Genomic DNA, 17,841 nt, shown 5'->3' on the forward strand with positions numbered 1-17,841 from the left:
ATTCCGGCCTCAGGACCGCTGCGCAACTTGGCTGGAATGCTCCTAAAGCGCGCCGCGAACTTTCAGATTCGCTCCTTGCGCTTTAGGTCTTGGTTTTCTCGCATGCTGTTGCCTCAAAACCGCTGCACACTTTGCGCGACATGCTTCAGTCCCGATTTGGTTTGCGCCTTTCGTCGAGGGCGATGATTTTCTCGAGCGAAGCGATATCCTCGCTGGTGACGACGGGAACCGGATCGGCCGCAATCGCCTCCAGCACCTCCTGTGACATAGCGCCGTTGCGGATCGCCCATTCCAGCGTTTCGCGTGTTTCCCGCTCGGCCTTTAGCTGCGCATAGAGTGCAACGATCAGCCGGTCGCGGGCATCCATCCGCCGGTCCTGACGATCCATCTTGCGGACATGCGCCATCGCAATCCACCTTTGTCGATGATTTCGTTCAGGTGTAATCAACTGATGGGGGATGGAAAGGTTCCGCCATCGCAGACCGCCGAGCCGTTGCCGACCGGTGCGGATTGTCCTATCTCTGCGAAGCTGTTGTCAGAGGATTCCTTCATGGCTGATCTCAAGGCTCGCCCTCGTCCGACCGGCGCTACCGCCACTCTCGGCCGCACCGGTTTTCCGCATGTCACTTCCACCACCAAGGGCGAGATCGATATCGTCACCGCGCCCTCGCAGCCGGGCTTCAGCCCGCTCGATCTGCTCTATGCCTCGCTTTCGGGCTGTCTCGTGCTCAGCGCCCGCATCGCGGCCAGCCAGATGGGCGTTCTCGACAGGATCAGCGAGATCACGGCCGACGTCACCGGCGAAAAGGCGACGGAAGGGCTGTCACGCGTTGCGAAGTTCAACATCGTCTTCTCGATCAAAGGCGATATAGACGAGGAGACGCGCAGCAAGATTGTCCATGCCGCCGAAGACGAGATCTGCACGGTCAGCAACACCATCCGCGGCAATCCCGAATTCTCGACGACGATAGCGGCATCGGGCTGATCTCAACAAATAGACAATCGCAGATGGAGGATTGCGTCGGCAATGTCCGGCTTCTATGCTCGACCTATCGAAGCAACGGTCTCGGCCATCATGCAGCCCAAGCCTCCGCCGACGTCCGGAAAACCCGTCGTCGCCATCATCGGCGGTGGCGTCTCCGGCGCGGGCGTCGCCTATCATCTCGCCCGGATGACGGCCGATGCGCATCCCGTCATCCTGGTCTTCGAACCGCGCGCCGAGCTCGGCCGTGGTCTTGCCTATGACACGGATGATCCGGCCCACCGCATCAATGTTCCCGCCGCCAAGATGAGCCTGCAGCCTGACGACCAGGGCGAATTCCAGGCCTGGATCGAGGCCCGCGACGCCGTCGCCTGCGACCCCGAGGCAAAGCGCCCCGATGGTCAAGTCTTCCCCCGGCGCCGGCTCTTCGGCGATTATGTCGCCTCCCTGCTGAAGCCATTTCTGGACGACGGCAGCGTACGCCATTGCCGCGCGGCCGTGAGCCATGTCGAGCGCCGGGCCGGCCGCTGGTCGATCCGCGACGACAAGGGCGGCGTGACGGAGGCCGATATCGTCGCGATCGCCACCAGCCATCCGCCGCCGGCCGCTCCCGGCCGGCTTGCGAGCCGGCTTGCCGCCCATCCGCGTTTCGTCGCCGACACCACCAAATCAGGCGCGCTCGATGTCATCCGTCCCCACGACCGGGTGCTGGTCATCGGTAACGGCCTGACCGCGGCCGATGTCATCGCCTCGCTTGCCGGGCGTGGACATGATGGTGCGGTGACGGCGATCTCGCGCCGCGGCCTGCGCTCGCGCGGGCATGCGCCGGTGCCGCAGCCGCTCTTCGGCGATTTCGTTGCCGATCCGGCGCATTCCGCCGTGTCGCTGCTGGCCGGAATCCGCGCCGCCATAAGCGTCGCAAAAGCGCAGGGCATAAGCTGGCATGGAGTGCTCGATCAGGTGCGGGCGCAGGGACATGATCTCTGGCGGGGCCTGCCGATTGCCGAACGGCGTCGTCTCGTCCGCCATCTGCGTCCCTATTGGGACGTGCATCGATTTCGCATCGCGCCGCAGGTGGAAACCGTGCTCGATATGGCGATCGCTGCCGGCCGCCTCGAAATCCTCGCCGGCTCCGTCGCCGATGCGCGGATCGAAGGCGAGCTCATCGCCTGTACCCTGCAACCGCGCCATCAGCGCCAGCCGTTGGAGCGCAGCTACGATGCCGTCGTCGTCACCACCGGGCCGGCCCATGGCGGCATTCTTGATACCCAGCCCTGGCTCGCGGCGCTCGCGGCCACCGGCCACCTGTCGCTCGATCCGACCGGCCTCGGCCTTGCCTGCACCGAGCGCTCGGAGGCGATCGGCCCGTCGGGAACGGCGGACCCGTCGCTGTTGGTCTCCGGTCCCTTGGCGCGCGGCACCTTCGGCGAGTTGATGGGGCTGCCGCAGGTGACCGAGCACGCCTTCTTCATTGCGGCCGAAATCGCCGCAAAGCTGCGGCAGCTTGAGAGCGAGACGCATCCCGCCTGATTTTCCATTTCCCCCGATTTTCCTTTTCGATGTCGTTCTTCGACTGTCTCAGGCGGTCGACTTCTGCTACGCAGTCCGCAGTCAACGGCCGGACGGCCTTAGGGCAATCAGAAATATCGAGATCATGTCGCAGACCGCTTCCACCCTATCCGAAGCCTCGCCTTCCAATCGTCTCGCTCTTGCGGCGCTCGTTCTCGGCGGAGCGGCGATCGGCGGCTCGCCGATCTTCGTGCGGCTGTCCGAGGTCGGTCCGATGGCCACCGCCTTCTGGCGCGTGGCGCTGGCGCTGATCCCGATCTTCATCGTCTCGCTGCTGAAGAAGAATGCTGGGCCCAGACCGCAAAGCCTTGCCGACTACTTCATGCTGGTTCTTCCCGGCGTCATGCTGGCGCTCGACCTTGCCGCCTGGCACCTTTCGCTGACCATGACATCGGTCGCCAATGCGACGCTGCTTGCCAATCTCGCGCCTGTTTTCGTCACGCTCATCGCCGTCCTGTTTTTCAGGGCGAGAACCAGCGGAGTCTTCCTGTTGGGGCTGCTTCTGGCGCTGGCTGGTGTCGTTATTCTGAAAGGCGGTCCGGCAAGTCTCAGCAATGGCGACTTGCGCGGCGACGGCACCGCGATGATCGCCGCCTTCTTCTATGCCTGTTATATCCTGGCGATCGGCAGGCTGCGCAGCCGGTTCGATACGATCCGCATCATGTTGTGGAGCACGGCGTCAGCCGCCGTCTGCGTCTTCCCGCTGGCCTTCTTCTTCGAAGGCCATATGCTGCCGGCGACCCCTTATGGCTGGTCGATGCTTTTCGGACTTGCCTTTATCAGCCATGCCGGCGGCCAGGTGGCGATCACCTATGCGCTGGCCTATCTGCCGCCGGCCTTCTCTTCGCTGACGCTGCTGCTGCAGCCGGTCGTCGCCGCGATCCTCGCCTGGGCGCTGCTCAACGAGACGATCGGAACGATGCAGGCGCTCGGCGCCGCGGTGGTGCTCGCCGGCATCATGGTCGCCCGGGCATCACGCGTCTAACCATCCCGACGCGGCGTCAGCGGCTTTCCTGCAGAAGCCATTTCTGGATGATTGGCACATCGGCATCGCCGAGATCGTGACCGCCGGGAATAACGTCGGAATCGACGGTGGCGCCCGAACTCTTCAGCCGGTCTTCCAGCTCGCTGGCATATTTGCCGTAGGCATCGGTCTTGCCGCTGATGACCAGCAGGTCGGTGCCCTTCAGATCGGCATGCGGAAAGTCGCTGAGGACAGGCATGGAGCGCAGCAGCACCGCCTTGTGAACGAGATTCGGGTGCAGGTAGAGCAGCGAGTTCAGAAGATTGGCGCCGTTGGAATAGCCGACATAGACGACCTTCTTGGGATCGAGGCCATAGGACTTGACGGCGCCTTCGATGAAGGCCGCAAAGGCCTCCGCCTCGGTCTTGATGTCGTTCTGGTCGAAGGAGAAGGGCGTGATGCGCTTGTACCAGCGCGGAAAACCTTCCTCCGTCGCGCGGCCGCGCACGCCGAGCAGCGTCGCGCGCGGCGCCACCTTGTTGAGGAGCGGCATCAGCGTCGTCTCATTGCCGCCCGAGCCGTGCAGCAGCACGAAGACGCTGCCGTCGGGATCGGGCGGCGTGTAGAAGCGATGGACGAAGGGCAGCTCGCGATAATTGATGCGCGGCTGGCCGGGCATCGAAAATTGCGGCAGCACCACCTTCAGCTCGTCGAGATTGGTGATCGCGTCGGGCGGCGCGAAAAGCTTGGTTCCGAGCGCGGCATGCTCTTCGTCGACGGTCATGCCCGGCTTGTCGGTCGCAAGCTCTATCAGCGTGCCACCCGGCTCGCGGGCATAGAGAGAGCGGAAATATTTGCGGTCATGCATGTTGGTCGGCGACGCATTGCTCGCCTCCAGGGCCTTGCCGACCGACAGTAGCGTCTCCGCGTCGGGGGCGCGAAAGGCGACGTGATCGATCGTGCCGGTGCCGGGCGCCCCCGACCAGAAGCCGCGCGCATCGCGCACGTCGATAATGTCGCCCGATTGCGAAACCAGCCTGTCGATCGTGCCGCGATTGGCCTGGAAGCGATACCCGAAATGGCTCTCGAGAAAGCCCCGGCTTTCCTCTGGCTTCTCCGTCAGCATGGTTGCGCCACGCACGCGCTGGACAGCGTGCTCGACCGGGATCGAGGCGCCGTCCCAGGCGGCCGGCGAGGTGACGTTCTTTGCGCCGACCAGCTTGAGGATGATATTGTCGGGATCCTTCAGCCTGAGCACGGGCTCGCCGAATTCGTCGGCCGGTCCCTCCGAGCGCAGCCCGTAGCTCATGGCGCGCGTCAGCCAGTAGCCGATGCTTGCGGGGTTGATCGCCAGCGAGATTTCGCTGATCTGGCCGAAGCCTGCCCGGCCCGGCGCGCCATCTTCCCAGACAAGGAAGGTGACCAGCGAACCCGGCGTGCCCGCTGCATCGCCATAGAGGAGATGAAGCTGCATCGCATCTTCGTAGCCGGCCGTCTGCTTGACCAGCCGCATGCCGAGAAAGCCGGCGTAAAAGTCCACGTTCGCCTGCACCTTGCGGGTGATGGCCGTCACGTGATGTATGCCTGAAACCATTGAGAGCAGTCCTGATTGAAGCGGCGTCGTCAGGAGCGCGAGTATGAAAGTCGCAAAGATCATACTGTTGCCAATGACCATCGCTTAGTTTTGTTCCGCACAAAGCGCAAGCGAATCGCCGCGCTGCAGCAACTCCAAATGATCGACATCCTCGAGTGCCTCTTCCAATTGCTGCAGGGTCGGCGGCTTGACCATATAGGCGCGTGCGCCGAGATTTCTGGCCCGCTGCATGTCGGTCTCGTCGCTTGAGGTGCTGAGAATGCAGACGGGAATCCGGTTCAGTCGCGCGTCAGCCGAAAGGGCGTTCAGCACCTCGAAGCCGTCCATGATCGGCATGTTGATGTCGAGCAGCATCAGGTCGATCTGCGGCAGGTCGGCTATGCCGGCGCGCTCTTCGAGCAGCCGCATCGCCTCGCGTCCGTTGGTGGCGATATGCAGGTTGAAGGTCACTTTCTCCCGCCGCATCAGCTTGATTTTCAGAATCTGGATGTCGGCCGGGCTGTCTTCGACGAGCAGCACTTCGGCAAGCCGGCCGGAACCTTCGCTCGGCTGTTCCGCAGGCTTGGCGCTCGGCGGAACGGCCGATGCGGCCGGCGGCGCGGGCCGCGCTGCAGCAAGCGGTATTTCGACGATGAAGGTGGCGCCGGGCCCCTTCTCCGGTTCGCACCAGATCGAGCCGCCATGCAGCTGCGCGATGCGGCGGCAGATGGCAAGGCCAAGCCCGGTGCCCTCGATGCCGCGGCCGACCAGCCGCTTGAACGGCTGGAAGATCAGCTCGCGGTGCTCGGGGTCGATACCCGGTCCGTTGTCACGCACCGTCAGCCGGCAGGTATCCCCCTGCGCTTCGCCTGAGATCGTCACCTCCGGAGCTTTTCGATCGCAATAGCGGATGGCATTCGACACCAGGTTCTGCAGAAGCTGGACCAGCAGCGTCGCATCGCCCATGACCTCCGGCAGCGCCCCGCGAATGATCACCGCCCCGCGGCTCTCCATCTGCTGGCGCAGATTGTCCTCCACCTGGTTGAGCACATCCGGCAGCGAGACCGGCATCAGCGCCGGCCCGCCATAGGCTTCGAGCTTAGTGAAGCCGGAGACCTTGACGATCAGGTCTTCCATATGGTCGGCGGCGCTGAGCACATAATCGAGCAGTTCCCGGTCTTCGGCCGGAAGTGCTGCGGAACCGTGCAGGATGCGGCTGAAGGATTTGATCGTCCTCAGCGGCTCCTTCAGATCATGCGCCATGGCGCGCGTGAAGATCTCGAGCGATTGCCGCTTCTGCTCCAGCTGTGCTTCCAGCATGCCGTGCATGATGGCGTTCTGGATGCAGCGGTGCAGCGTTTCGGGCGACAGCGAATCCTTGGTGAGATAGTCGCGCGCGCCGGCCTTCATCACTTCGACGGCAACCGTCTCGCTGCCCTGGCCGGTCAGCATGATGACATTGGCGGCCGGATCGTCCTCCAAGATATCGGCAAGCACGCCGAGCCCGTCGCGCCCGGGGAGCGAATAGTCGAGCAGGATGCAGTCCGGCCGCTTGCGCCCGTTCAGCGCGCGCCCCTCTTCGCCGGTCTCCGCCTCGACGACGGTATAGGCGGTGCTGGAGACGCGGCCCAATATGCGGCGATAGACTTCGCGATCGTCGATATTGTCGTCGATGATGAGAATGCAGCAGTCGTCCGCCAAACCGTCAGTCCTCGAGCGGCAAGATCGCGATTTCGAACCAGTATTCCTTCAGCCGCTGGATCGCGGCGAAGAGGCCGTCGAGATCGACCGGCTTCTGCACATAGGTATTGGCACCGAGCGCATAGCAGCCTTCGATGTCGCGCTCGTCGTCGGAGGTCGTCAGGATCACCACCGGGATCTTGCGCCAGCCGTCATTCGACTTGATCGCCTCCAGCGTCTTGCGGCCGTCAAGGCCCGGCATGTTGAGATCGAGCAAGATCAGCCCGGGTTTCGGCACCATCGCCGTAAGCATGTCGAGCGCTTCCTGGCCGGAGGCTGCCCAGCGGATCGAGTTGCGCAGGTTGGTGCGCTTGAAGGCGCGCATCGTCGCTTCGAAATCGTCTTCGCTGTCTTCGACGATGAGGATCGGTTGCGTGTCACGCTGCTGCATTCTGCCCCTCGCGTTTTTTTCCCAGGGTGAAATAGAATGTGGTGCCGGCGCCCACTTCGGATTCCAGCCAGATATCGCCGTTGTGCCGCGCGATGATCTTGCGGACGAAGGTGAGGCCTGCTCCGGTCCCGTCGTCGGAATCTTGCGACTTTTCGAGACGTTTGAAAATGCGGAAAATATCCTCATGGAATTCCCGGGGTATGCCTTTGCCGTTATCCCTAACGAAAAACACGTTGCGGGCGATCGTACCGTCCCCGCCGACATAGCGTTCGAGATAGCCGATCGAGACCAGCGGCGCCGGCTTGTCGTTGTATTTGATGGCGTTGGTGATGAGATTGCGGAACACTTCGGTCAGCCGCGGCGCGTCGCAGACGACTTCCGGCAGCCGGCCGTCGATGACGACCCTGGCATGCCGCTCCTCCAGCAGGAGTTCCATCGTCGCAACCACATCCTTGACGATCAGGCCGATATCGGTGCGTTTGACCGCCAGCTGCTGTCGCCCCAGCCGGGAGAAGTAAAGCAGGTCGTTGACGAGCTTTTCCATGCGCTGGCTGAGACGCACCAGACGGTTCAGCCGGCGCACGCCGTCATCGTCGAGCTTGTCCTCATAATCTTCGAGGAGAAATCGGGAGTGGTTGTGCAGGCCGCGCAGCGGCTCCTTCAGATCATGCGAGGCGATGTAGGCGAATTCATCGAGGTCGTGGTTGCTGCGCTCGAGTTCGGCTGTATAGGCCTCGAGCTGGGCAAGCGTGGTTTTCATCCGCTCTTCCTGCCGGGCGCGCTCGCTGATGTCGCGAACGATGCCGACGAAGGTCTTTGTCTCACCGCTGAAGACGACGCTGATGGACACCTCGATCGGAAAGACGATGCCGTTCTTGCGCCGGCCGGAGACCATGCGCGTCGTGCCGATGATGCGTTCCTCGCCGGTCTGCCGGTAATGGGTGAGATAGCCGTCATGCTCGGAATGATAGGGCTCCGGCATCAGCATTTTGATGTTCCGGCCGATCGTCTCCTGCGGGGCATAGCCGAACATGCTTTCGGCCGCCGGATTGAAACTCTTGATCGTTCCACGCCCATCAATGACGATGACGGCGTCGGGCGTACTGCGCACCAGCGCGCCGAAGCGGATGCGTTCAGCCTCGAGATTGTGGTTGTTGCGCAGGAAATAGAAGACGAGGATTGCGATCAGCCACAGCGTGGCGGCGGTGATCGTGCGGTTGGCGATCTCCTGCCAGAACGACGCCTCGTCGTGCCTGACGGCGAAGAAGCCGAGCATCAGCAGCACGGTGCAGGTAAAGGCGAAGAACAGCGGCGCATTTCTGTTGCCGAACCAGAGGGCCGTCAGCACCAGCGGCACGTAGAGAATGCCGTTGGCAAGGCCAAGCGGCGTATAGAGATCGACGAGAAGGGCGGTAAAGCAGACCGCCGCCGGGATCAGCAGCGGGATCTGCGCCCGGTTTGCCGGCTGCATCCACCAGGAGCGGGCAACAAGGCCGCAGCCGAAGACCACCATGCCGATCGCCGTATGCAGCGCCATCGCCGCATAAGGTCCCCATCGATAACCCTGTTCGGCATCGGTGACATAGCCGGCGAGCGCGATCATGCCGAGCGTGATGACGACATAGCTGGTCAGCTCCTGCACCACCTGGCTTTTCGAGTTCTCGAGGTGGAGGGAAAGCAGCAGCGAAAGATTGGCAATCAGGAAGATCAGCGCCGTGTTGGGGCCCATGCCGCCGCCGATCGCAGCGATGAAGTCGGGCGGAACGAGCAACTGCGAGATCAGCAGGTCGATATTGTGGAAATGCCGGCCGAACGTGGCGATTTCCACCAGCCGGGCGGCCGCGATCGCCGCTGCAAGCCCTGCCATCACAGTTGCCGCTATGCGAGAGCGGCGGTCGGACAGCATCGAGGCGGCAAGTCCGACGCCGGAAAGCACGAAGCCAAGCGCGGTGTTGAAGGCCATCGACGGAAAGCCGGGGATCAGCGAAATAACGATCGCGATCTGCAACAGCCAGCCGGCCAGGGCGCCGACACCGAGAAGCAACATCAGGCAGCCGACAGCGATCGCGAAGGCGCGATAGCGCCGCCTTCGCTGATCCTGCGGGTCCACGTTGCCCTTATCCTGCACCCGTGTATCCTCCCTCGGTTCGCGGGGCCATTTTTTCCGAAATCGAGGAATACTCAATAGGCAGGCGAAGCTGTCGCCGGGCTTTTTGCGAAATGATTTTTCGATAAGATGGATCGAATTTTTGTGAAATCGCGATATCGTGCGGTCGAAGGACAGCGAGGTTCATTCGAACAATATCCAAATCGTGGTGCTGAATGCCTACCATCGTTTACGTCGACGACAGCAGGGATGATCTCTTCTATCTCGACTATATCCGCAGGAAGCAGCAGATAGACGTCGATCTGTTCTGTTTTTCGACGGCCGAGACGGCGCTGGAAGCGCTGAAGCAGCGCGTGGCGGAAGGCTGGGCTCCGCCGGAGCTGCTGGTCGCCGATCTCTATATGCCGCTCGACAGCGGCATCGGCCTGGTGAGCAGTCTGCGCGGCGACGATCGCTTCAGCGCGATGCGGCTGGCGATCTGCAGCGGATCGGATGCCGCTGAGGATCGCGCCCGCGCGCTCGAGGCCGGTGCCGATTTTTACCTTGAGAAGCCGCTGGACCTCGCCGCGATCCTTCTCAATCTTGAAGTGTAGGAAACGGAGAAAACCCGATGGTGCGTTTCCTGGCATTCGTCCGGGCGATATGACAAACCGCAATTGACAAGGCCGAGTGTGCATCCCAAGATGCAACCGAAACGAAGCGGACAGAATGAAAAATAAGCGCTGAGAGAACCGAATGGGCCCGCGTTCGCCGCCACGAACTTCAGCCAACCCCTTAGCTGAATGGGCCTATCGGCTCTCTCGCGCTTACGTCTGGCACTGCCTTCCCGCACTCATGGATGTTGAACGCGTGAAGATTTACGACACCCAGGTAAGAACTACTGCCCCTCAGTATAATCTGCCCGTGCATCACCTGTAGTTGAGATAACTGATGATATCCGCCTTGCGTACCGAAAGTCCCCGTTTCGATATCTCTCATCAACCGTCTCGCAATTTTTGTAGCTCTTCGCCTTTAAGACGTATATCCCAAGATTTGGGGATCGGGGGCAAGGCGGGAGGAGAGGAAGGTTGGGAATGAGCAATGCCGCGGCAACTCCTTTTCATGCTGGACCGGAGCTGAGCCGGGCGATCAATCGCACCGATTTTTTCCGTCTGCTGAAAGCGGCGGCGCAGCATTATCACTTCGACAATTTCGCGCTTGCCCGCATTTCCGAAGCGTCGGCTCCTTTCGGTGAACGTGATGTCGTCATCACCAATGTCCCCGAGCGCCGCGTCGGCCTTTTCATCGCGACGTTGAGGGAGGCGCTCGGGAATGTCCGGGCAAAGAGCGCCCAGTTTCTGGCAACGCCGGTCCATGGCAGGAGCGCTGAGCCGGCTGCCTACCCCTCCGATCGCCTGTTTAACGAGTTCCGCAGCGGCGTTTTCCTTTTCATCCCGCTGTTCACACCGGAAGGGCGGCGATATTGCCTGGTGCTGAGCGGCGTGCGTGAAGAGCCGGACCAGGGCGAGATCGCCGACATGCTTCTCGACGCCATGCGGATTTTCGACAAGCTCTACGAGGAAATCCTGACGCACGAAATGTCCGGACGGCTGACTCAGCGCGAGGCGGAAATCGTCAAATGGACGAGCGAAGGCAAAACCTCGGCGGAAATCGCCATCATTCTTGGTCTGTCCGAACACACGGTCAATTCGCATATCACCGCGGCCGCGCGCAAACTCGACGCAGTGAATCGCGTCCACATGGTGGCGATCGCCCTGAGAAACGGTTTGGTGTCGTGAACATGGACTTTGGGACTGGGGAAAATGAGATGACCAGCGAAACGGTCCGAAAGAACGCGGTAAAGGTTCTCTTTGTCGACGACGAATTCATCGAATTCCGCGCGCTCAAAAAGAAGATCGCCGATCTCTCCGAGCCGCTGGTCGAAGTCGAATATTCGCCGTCGATCGGCGACGCGCTGGAAAAGATCCGTGCGGCGCGCTTCGATCTCATCCTGCTCGACAACCGCCTTCTGCCCAATGCCGACTTCCGTGAGACGGTGCCGGAACTGCGCGGCATCGGCTATACCGGCCCGATCGGCGTCGTCTCGACCGATATATCGGGCGGCTATTTCCAGGAGTTTCCCGATTACGGCGTCGACTTCCGCATCGGCAAGGACGAAATCGACGCGCAGACGCTGCAGCACATCATCCGCGAATATGTGACCTACGACGTGCCGGATTTCTGGAAGGACGACTACAGCATTTAGTCTCACGCGACCGGCAGGCGGATGGTAAAGCGGCTGCCGCTTTCGTCCGAATGGTCAAGGCGGATATCGCCGCCAAGCGCCGTCAGAATCTCCTGCGCCATCGTCAGGCCGAGGCCTGCGCCGGGGACGGCTCCCGCCTTCGGCAATTTCCAGAAGGGCTCGAAGATCCGCTCGCGATGGGCAGGATCGATGCCCGATCCGTTATCGGAAATCCGGATGAGCCAGGTCGCCCCCTCTTGCGCTGCCGCGATCGCTACCTGCGGCGGCGATGAGCCGCGATAGGTGAGGGCATTGGAAATCAGCTGCCGCAGCACCATGCCGAACAGCGTAGGGTCGGTGCGGATGGAGGGCAGGTCCTGGCAGGCAAGGGTGGCATCGCCGGCGCCCGTCTCATCCACCAGCTCGTTCCAGATCCGTTCGGCCAGCGCCTTGAGGTCGACCACCTCGGGCGACACTTGAGGCGCTCCGCCGGCAAGGCTCATCAATGCCTTGGTCAGGTGCTGCGCGGCTTGCGCCTTTTCCATGATCATCCTGAGGCTCTGAAGCTGTTCGCTGTCGAGCGTCTCCTCGAGATCGTCGAGCAGCAGCTCGGCATACATGGCGATATGGCGCAGCGGCGATTGCAGATCGTGCGAGGCGGTGGCGAGAAAGCGCTTGATGCGCTCTTCGGTGTCGCCGGCAACAGTGGTCTCGAGCGGTCTCGTCGGGTTGGGTGACATCTGATGGTTTTCCCGATCTTTGCTGCGGCGCCGCGCTTTTTCAAATGCGCGGTGGACGCTGTAATAGCTTGATTTGATGCATAATTTTATCTTGGCAATAGGCAATCATAAAAAGAGGGCGCCGGCTCTGCAACCGGCGCCCTGTTCAAGGATGCGTTAACAACCCGTTTCAGCTCGCCGACTTGCGCGAGCGGCCCTCTTCCGGCGGGATGATATCGACGCCCGCATCGGTTGCCGGCGCCTTGGCGTGGCGGCGGCGCCAGTCGCCGAGGAAGAGCAGGATGGGTGCGGCGATGAAGATCGACGAGGCGCCGGCCACGAGAATGCCGAAGACCATCGGAATTGCGAAGCTCGAGACGGCGCTGCCGCCCCAGATTGCCATCGGCACCAGGGCGAGGAAGGCCGTCGCATTGGTGTAGAGGCTTCGCGCCAGGGTCTCGTTGATCGACTTATCGATGATCTCGCGCAGCGGCATCGATTTATAGAGTCGCATATTTTCGCGCATGCGGTCATAGACGACGACCTTGTCGTTCACGGAGTAACCGACCAGCGTCAGGATGGCGGCAATGGCCGTCAGATTGAAGTCGAGGCCGGTGATGGCGAAGAAGCCGATTGCTTTGGTGACGTCGAGCACCAACGTGACGATGGCGCCGACGGCGAACGGCCATTCGAACCGCGCCCAGATATAGATCAGCATGGCAAAGCTCGCGATCACCACCGACAGGATGCCTGCCGAGGCGAGCTCGCCGCTGACCTTCGGGCCGATGACGTCGGTGCCTTCGACGGTGGCGGTCGGATCGATCTTGGCGACTTCGGCCTTCAGCTTGGTCACCGCCGCGGTTTGCGCCTCTTCGCCGCCCTCCTGGCGCTGCGCGCGAACGAGGATACTGTTGTTGCCGCCGAAGGACTGCAGCGTGATTTCGCCGAGGCCGAGACTGTCCAGACCCTCGCGGAACTTGGCGAGATCGGCCGTTCCCTGGGTCTTGACGGACATCTGGATGCCGCCGCGGAAGTCGACGCCGTAGTTGAGGCCGGGATGGATGAACAGCACGATGGAGGCGATCGACAGCAGCGCCGAAACAGTGACGCCGAAGAAGCGCGCCTTCATGAACTGGATATGCTTGTCGTAGGGGCTGAACGGGATCAGCGGCCGGATGTGCAGCACCTTCATCTTGCTGCGGCGGGTGATCTCGATCATTGCGACGCGCACGAAGGCGACGGAGGTGAACATCGAGATGATCAGGCCGAGCGCCATGGTCACGGCAAAGCCGCGCACCGGTCCCGAGCCGAACCAGAACAGGATGGCGGCAGCGATCAGTGCGGTCATGTTGCCGTCGATGATGGTCGAATAGGCACGACGGAAGCCGGTGTCGATGGCGGCGAAGGCGCTCCGGCCCTTGCGCGTTTCTTCGCGGATGCGCTCGTTGATGAGAACGTTGGCGTCGACCGCCAGACCGATGCCGAGAACGACACCGGCGATGCCAGGCAGCGTCAGAGTTGCGCCGACCAGCGTCAGCGCCGAGAAGGTCAGGATCGTGTGGATCAGCAGCGCCACGTTCGCCAGGATGCCCCAGGTGCCGTAGAGCACGAAGATGAAGGCTGCGACGAGGACAAAGCCGACGATGCCGGAATAGATGCCCATCTTGATGGCATCGGCGCCAAGGTCGGCGCCGACCGTGCGCTCTTCGATGACCGTCAGCTTGGCGGGCAGGGCGCCGGCGCGCAGCATGGCGGCGAGTGTCGTGGCGCTGTCGGCCGAGAAGTTGCCGGAGATCTGGCCGGAGCCGCCGGTGATCGGTTCGCGGATATTGGGGGCGCTCAGCACCTTGTCGTCGAGGACGATGGCGAAGGGATTGCCGACATTCTGACGGGTGATATCGGCAAAGCGGGTGGCGCCGGCGCTGTCGAAGCGGAAGCTGACGACCGGCTCATGCGTGTTCGGGTCGAAGCTGACGCGGGCATCGGAAAGGCGGTCGCCGGAGATTTCGACACGGTCAAGAACAGCATAGGACCGGCCCTCTTCGTCCTGCATCATGGTGATACCAGGACCGGGCTGGTTGTTCGGCGCCACCATGTGGAACGACATTTTCGCCGTCGAGCCGAGAAGTTGGCGCAGCCGCGTCGGATCCTGCGCGCCGGGCAGCTGCACGAGCACGCGGTTGGCGCCGATGCGCTGGATGGTCGGCTCGGAGACGCCGACCTGGTCGACGCGCTGGCGGATGACTTCCAGGCTCTGCTGGACGGCATTGTCGACATTGGCGGAGATGCCGGCCGGCGAGAAGCCGATGGTGATGGTGGCGCCGTTCGCCGTGACGGCGAGATCCGCCTGGCCGGCGCTGAGGCCGGTGCTGATCGGATTGGCGAGTGTCTTGAGATCGGTGACGGCCGCATCGCTCTGCGCGGCATCGGCGAGCGTTACGACGATCTGGTTCTGGCTGCGCACGACGGCCTTCGGCTGGATGCCCTTTTCGCGCAGCACGCGGCGCGCGTCCTGAAGCAGCGATTGCAGCCGTTCCTTGGTCAGGTCGGCTTCGTCGACTTCGAGGACGAGGTGGGAACCGCCGCGGAGATCGAGGCCGAGCGATACCTGCTCATGCGGCAGCCAAGACGGCAGCCGCTGGAGGGTGGATTGCGGCAGAGCATTCGGCAGAGCGATCAATAGGCCGATTATGATGATCACCGAATAGGTGAACACCAGCCATGGTGAATTGCGCATGTTGTATTCCTTAGATAATCCAAAGCCGGCGCTCGGGCGCTGGCGGCATGTCGTCAATTGTCGGAAGCGCCGCTTGGCGCAATGTCAGGCAGCGGCCGGCGGTGCGCGCGGCTGATGGGCCCTGAAAACTGAAGCACGAAGCGGAGCTTCGAATGCCGGGAGAGGGGAGGCGCTGTTCCAGCCGGCGAAATCGACCGTCGGGGCGGCGGCAAGGGCAGGCGACCCGGCATCGTAGGCGGCCTGTTTCGGCGCAAGCTTACGCTCGGCGGCAAGCACCCCGCGCACGGCCTCTCGCGCGCTCAGTTGCGGCGGCTGCGGATCGCGGCCGGACGAGGAAAGCGTGTTGACGGCGGTGGTCGGCGCGATGACGAGATTGCCGCCGAAAAGCAAGCCGATATAGGCAAGGACGGCGAAGAGCAGGGAAGCAGCGATACGGCTCGTCAGACGGCGCTGGTCCAGCTCCATCTCCTCCGTCCCGGCGATGTCACTCCCGTATCGGCTCAAAAGCGCGCCAATCTTTCATTCTCTTTCCGGCGGAGGGTCGTCCGTCGCGATAATTGTATCAGGCCCATGACTGTCTTCATAGGCACTGTCTTCATAGGCCACACTCTCATGATGCACTTGAGCGAGCCGGTCAACCATACCCAGCGCGATTTCGCGTTCGCCCATGATGACGGTGTCGGCGCCATATTGCTTCAGCGCCTCGACTTCGGCGTCGGAATGGGCGCGGGCGACGATGAGAATGGATGGATTGGCGCTGCGCGCCTGCTCGGCGATGCGGCAGGCCTCGAAGGCGTTCGGGATGGCGATCGCAATGCTGCGCGCCGCCGGCAGATTGGCAAGATCGAGCGTCTCCGTGGCCGCCGCATTGCCCAGGAAGGCTTCGATGCCCTGCGCTTTCAGCTCGCCGACGCGCTTGTCGGAATCCTCGATGACGAGGAAGGGCGTGCCCGCCGATTTCAGGTTCTGCCCGACGATTTTGCCGACCCGCCCGTAACCGACGACAATGGCATGGCCGTGGAGGCTGCTCGGATGCACCTCGTCATCATTCTCAGTCGGGACCGTTTCCTCGGCGGGCGCAACAGCGGGCTCGGCTGGGTTTTCCTCGCGTCTTGCGCCCTCGAGCAGCGGGCGCATGCGGTCGCAGAGGAAGAACAGCAGCGGATTGAGGATGATCGAGATGATGGCGCCGGCCAGGATCAGGTCGCGGCCTTCCTCTGGCAACAGCCCGAGGTCGACGCCGAGGGCGGCGAGGATGAAGGAGAATTCGCCGATCTGGCCGAGGCTCGCCGAAATCGTCAGCGCCGTGGCGAGCGGCTTCTTGAAGGCGAGCACGATCAGCAAGGCGGCGACGGATTTGCCGATGACGATGATGAAGATGGTCGCGATGATCGGCAGCGGTCTGTCGATCAATATATTCGGGTCGAACAGCATGCCGACCGAAACGAAGAAGAGCACGGCGAAGGCGTCGCGCAGCGGCAGGCTTTCCTGGGCGGCGCGATGGCTGAGTTCGCTTTCGGCCAGCACCATGCCGGCAAAGAAGGCGCCGAGCGCCAGCGACACGCCGAAGAGCTTGGCCGCGCCGAAGGCGACGCCGAGTGCGATGGCGAGCACCCCAAGCCGGAAGAGCTCGCGCGAGCCGGTATGGGCGATGCGATGCATCGTCCAGGGAATGAGCTTGCGGCCGAAGACCAGCATCAGCGCCACGAACAGCGCCACCTTCACCAGCGTCATGGCGATCATGCCGCCGATGCCGAGGTTGACGTCGAACAGGCGGTTCAGTCCGGCCGAAAGCGGCTCGGCGGGGGCATGGCCTTCGCCGCCGATGCCGGCTGCCGCCGGGATCAGCACCAGGGCCAGCACCATGGCGAGATCTTCGACAATCAGCCAGCCGACGGCGATGCGGCCGCGCTCCGTCTCGACGAGGCGCCGCTCCTGCAGCGCCTTCAGCAGCACGACGGTGGAGGCGACCGAAAGCGCCAGGCCGAACACCAGGCTGCCGCCGGTCGGCCACCCCATGAGGGCGCCAAGCCCCCAGCCGAGCAGCGTCGCGAAGGCGATCTGCGCAATCGCGCCGGGCAGCGCGATGCCGCGCACCGACATCAGGTCTTTCAGCGAGAAATGCAGTCCGACGCCGAACATCAGGAGGATAACGCCGATTTCGGCAAGCTCCGGGGCCAGGCTCTGATCAGCCACGTAACCCGGCGTATGTGGCCCAACCAGTACGCCGGCGATGAGATAGCCGATGAGCGGCGGCATGCGCAGCCGATGGGCAAGCGCGCCGAAGATGAAAGCCAGCACGAGGCCGCCGACGATTGTCGAGATCAAGGGCGTGTCGTGTGGCATTACCGTCTCCCGATCTGGAAATCCTGCTTATTATAACATATATGGTCGATATCGACCAATATGGGTGATTTGAATCATGGGTCAAGGCGCAAGGGCGACAATTCTCACGCCCGCTCTCTGCCGCGCCGCGCGCGGCCTGCTCGACTGGACTCAGGCCGACCTGGCCGACAGGGCCGCAGTCTCGCGCAGCACCATCCGCGATTACGAGGGACGCCACCACGACATCCACCGGGCCACGGAGGCGCAGCTGCGCCTCGCCTTTGAACAGGGCGGCGTCAGGTTTGTCGAAATCGAAGGCGCGGGCACCGGCCTCTGCCTGCCCGATCGGCCGGATTAGAGCCTTTCCTGGTTAGATTGAAGCATTCTGCCGGAGCAGGTCTTCGTCGGGCAGAGGCGATTGGCGATGGGCATACCCCAAGGTATGTCCGAGCCGATCGCCTCTGATCCTGGCTAGAGATGCCCGGCCCTTCGGGGGGCCGGTCGACCATC

At 62.7% G+C, this 17,841-nt stretch carries 16 protein-coding genes; 7 read left to right on the forward strand and 9 right to left on the reverse strand.

The features are described from left to right. Nucleotides 1-145: 145 nt before the first annotated feature. Nucleotides 146-406, reverse strand: a complete 261-nt coding sequence (locus tag AMC88_RS03290; protein WP_016734804.1) for a hypothetical protein — start codon at nucleotides 404-406, stop codon at nucleotides 146-148. Nucleotides 407-550: 144 nt separating this feature from the next. Here AMC88_RS03290 and AMC88_RS03295 point away from each other — a divergent pair, with 144 nt between their 5' ends. The 3 genes from AMC88_RS03295 to AMC88_RS03305 all read left to right on the forward strand — a co-directional run bounded on the left by AMC88_RS03295 (nucleotide 551) and on the right by AMC88_RS03305 (nucleotide 3,536). Next, nucleotides 551-985: an OsmC family protein gene (locus AMC88_RS03295; RefSeq protein ID WP_010008021.1), complete on the forward strand. Its 435-nt coding sequence runs from the start codon at nucleotides 551-553 to the stop codon at nucleotides 983-985. Between the two features lie 42 nt (nucleotides 986-1,027). Then, nucleotides 1,028-2,512 (forward strand): FAD/NAD(P)-binding protein, encoded by a 1,485-nt coding sequence (locus tag AMC88_RS03300; protein ID WP_064824824.1) that lies wholly within the window; start codon nucleotides 1,028-1,030, stop codon nucleotides 2,510-2,512. Nucleotides 2,513-2,636: 124 nt separating this feature from the next. After that, nucleotides 2,637-3,536, forward strand: a complete 900-nt coding sequence (locus tag AMC88_RS03305; RefSeq protein WP_012482651.1) for a DMT family transporter — start codon at nucleotides 2,637-2,639, stop codon at nucleotides 3,534-3,536. Between the two features lie 16 nt (nucleotides 3,537-3,552). On the opposite strand, the gene AMC88_RS03310 is transcribed toward AMC88_RS03305, so the two are convergent. Genes AMC88_RS03310 through AMC88_RS03325 form a run of 4 tightly spaced genes read right to left on the reverse strand, consistent with a single transcriptional unit; the run spans nucleotide 3,553 to nucleotide 9,347 of the window. Further along, nucleotides 3,553-5,172: a VOC family protein gene (locus tag AMC88_RS03310; protein ID WP_170960010.1), complete on the reverse strand. Its 1,620-nt coding sequence runs from the start codon at nucleotides 5,170-5,172 to the stop codon at nucleotides 3,553-3,555. A gap of 21 nt (nucleotides 5,173-5,193) precedes the next feature. Beyond that, nucleotides 5,194-6,789, reverse strand: a complete 1,596-nt coding sequence (locus AMC88_RS03315) for a response regulator (protein WP_012482653.1) — start codon at nucleotides 6,787-6,789, stop codon at nucleotides 5,194-5,196. Nucleotides 6,790-6,793: 4 nt separating this feature from the next. Further along, entirely contained in the window at nucleotides 6,794-7,219 is a 426-nt protein-coding gene (locus AMC88_RS03320) for a response regulator (protein ID WP_004674503.1), read from the reverse strand. After that, entirely contained in the window at nucleotides 7,206-9,347 is a 2,142-nt protein-coding gene (locus tag AMC88_RS03325; RefSeq protein WP_041683536.1) for a sensor histidine kinase, read from the reverse strand. The genes AMC88_RS03320 and AMC88_RS03325 overlap by 14 nt, the downstream gene beginning before the upstream one ends. Before the next feature lie 194 nt (nucleotides 9,348-9,541). On the opposite strand from AMC88_RS03325, the gene AMC88_RS03330 reads away from it, so the two are divergent. The 3 genes from AMC88_RS03330 to AMC88_RS03345 all read left to right on the forward strand — a co-directional run bounded on the left by AMC88_RS03330 (nucleotide 9,542) and on the right by AMC88_RS03345 (nucleotide 11,571). After that, entirely contained in the window at nucleotides 9,542-9,919 is a 378-nt protein-coding gene (locus AMC88_RS03330) for a response regulator (RefSeq protein ID WP_010022099.1), read from the forward strand. Between the two features lie 480 nt (nucleotides 9,920-10,399). Further along, a complete protein-coding gene (locus AMC88_RS03340; protein WP_012482655.1) occupies nucleotides 10,400-11,104 on the forward strand; it encodes a helix-turn-helix transcriptional regulator in 705 nt (234 codons plus the stop codon). Between the two features lie 29 nt (nucleotides 11,105-11,133). Then, entirely contained in the window at nucleotides 11,134-11,571 is a 438-nt protein-coding gene (locus AMC88_RS03345; protein WP_010022093.1) for a response regulator, read from the forward strand. Nucleotides 11,572-11,573: 2 nt separating this feature from the next. Here AMC88_RS03345 and AMC88_RS03350 read toward each other — a convergent pair whose 3' ends face one another. From AMC88_RS03350 to ybaL, 4 genes are all read right to left on the reverse strand, one after another. After that, the gene (locus AMC88_RS03350; RefSeq protein WP_012482656.1) at nucleotides 11,574-12,290 is read right to left on the reverse strand and encodes a sensor histidine kinase; all 717 of its coding nucleotides are present in this window, start codon (nucleotides 12,288-12,290) and stop codon (nucleotides 11,574-11,576) included. Nucleotides 12,291-12,459: 169 nt separating this feature from the next. Then, on the reverse strand, nucleotides 12,460-15,006 hold the full coding sequence (gene secD, locus AMC88_RS03355; RefSeq protein WP_012482657.1) for a protein translocase subunit SecD: 2,547 nt from the start codon (nucleotides 15,004-15,006) through the stop codon (nucleotides 12,460-12,462). A gap of 84 nt (nucleotides 15,007-15,090) precedes the next feature. After that, complete coding sequence (locus AMC88_RS03360) at nucleotides 15,091-15,471, reverse strand: hypothetical protein (RefSeq protein WP_012482658.1); 381 nt, start codon at nucleotides 15,469-15,471, stop codon at nucleotides 15,091-15,093. Between the two features lie 54 nt (nucleotides 15,472-15,525). After that, the gene (gene ybaL, locus AMC88_RS03365) at nucleotides 15,526-17,352 is read right to left on the reverse strand and encodes a YbaL family putative K(+) efflux transporter (protein ID WP_012482659.1); all 1,827 of its coding nucleotides are present in this window, start codon (nucleotides 17,350-17,352) and stop codon (nucleotides 15,526-15,528) included. Between the two features lie 76 nt (nucleotides 17,353-17,428). Here ybaL and AMC88_RS03370 point away from each other — a divergent pair, with 76 nt between their 5' ends. Continuing rightward, nucleotides 17,429-17,689: a helix-turn-helix transcriptional regulator gene (locus AMC88_RS03370; RefSeq protein ID WP_012482660.1), complete on the forward strand. Its 261-nt coding sequence runs from the start codon at nucleotides 17,429-17,431 to the stop codon at nucleotides 17,687-17,689. Nucleotides 17,690-17,841 lie beyond the last annotated feature (152 nt).

This window comes from Rhizobium phaseoli, from assembly GCF_001664385.1.
Classification (GTDB): domain Bacteria; phylum Pseudomonadota; class Alphaproteobacteria; order Rhizobiales; family Rhizobiaceae; genus Rhizobium; species Rhizobium phaseoli.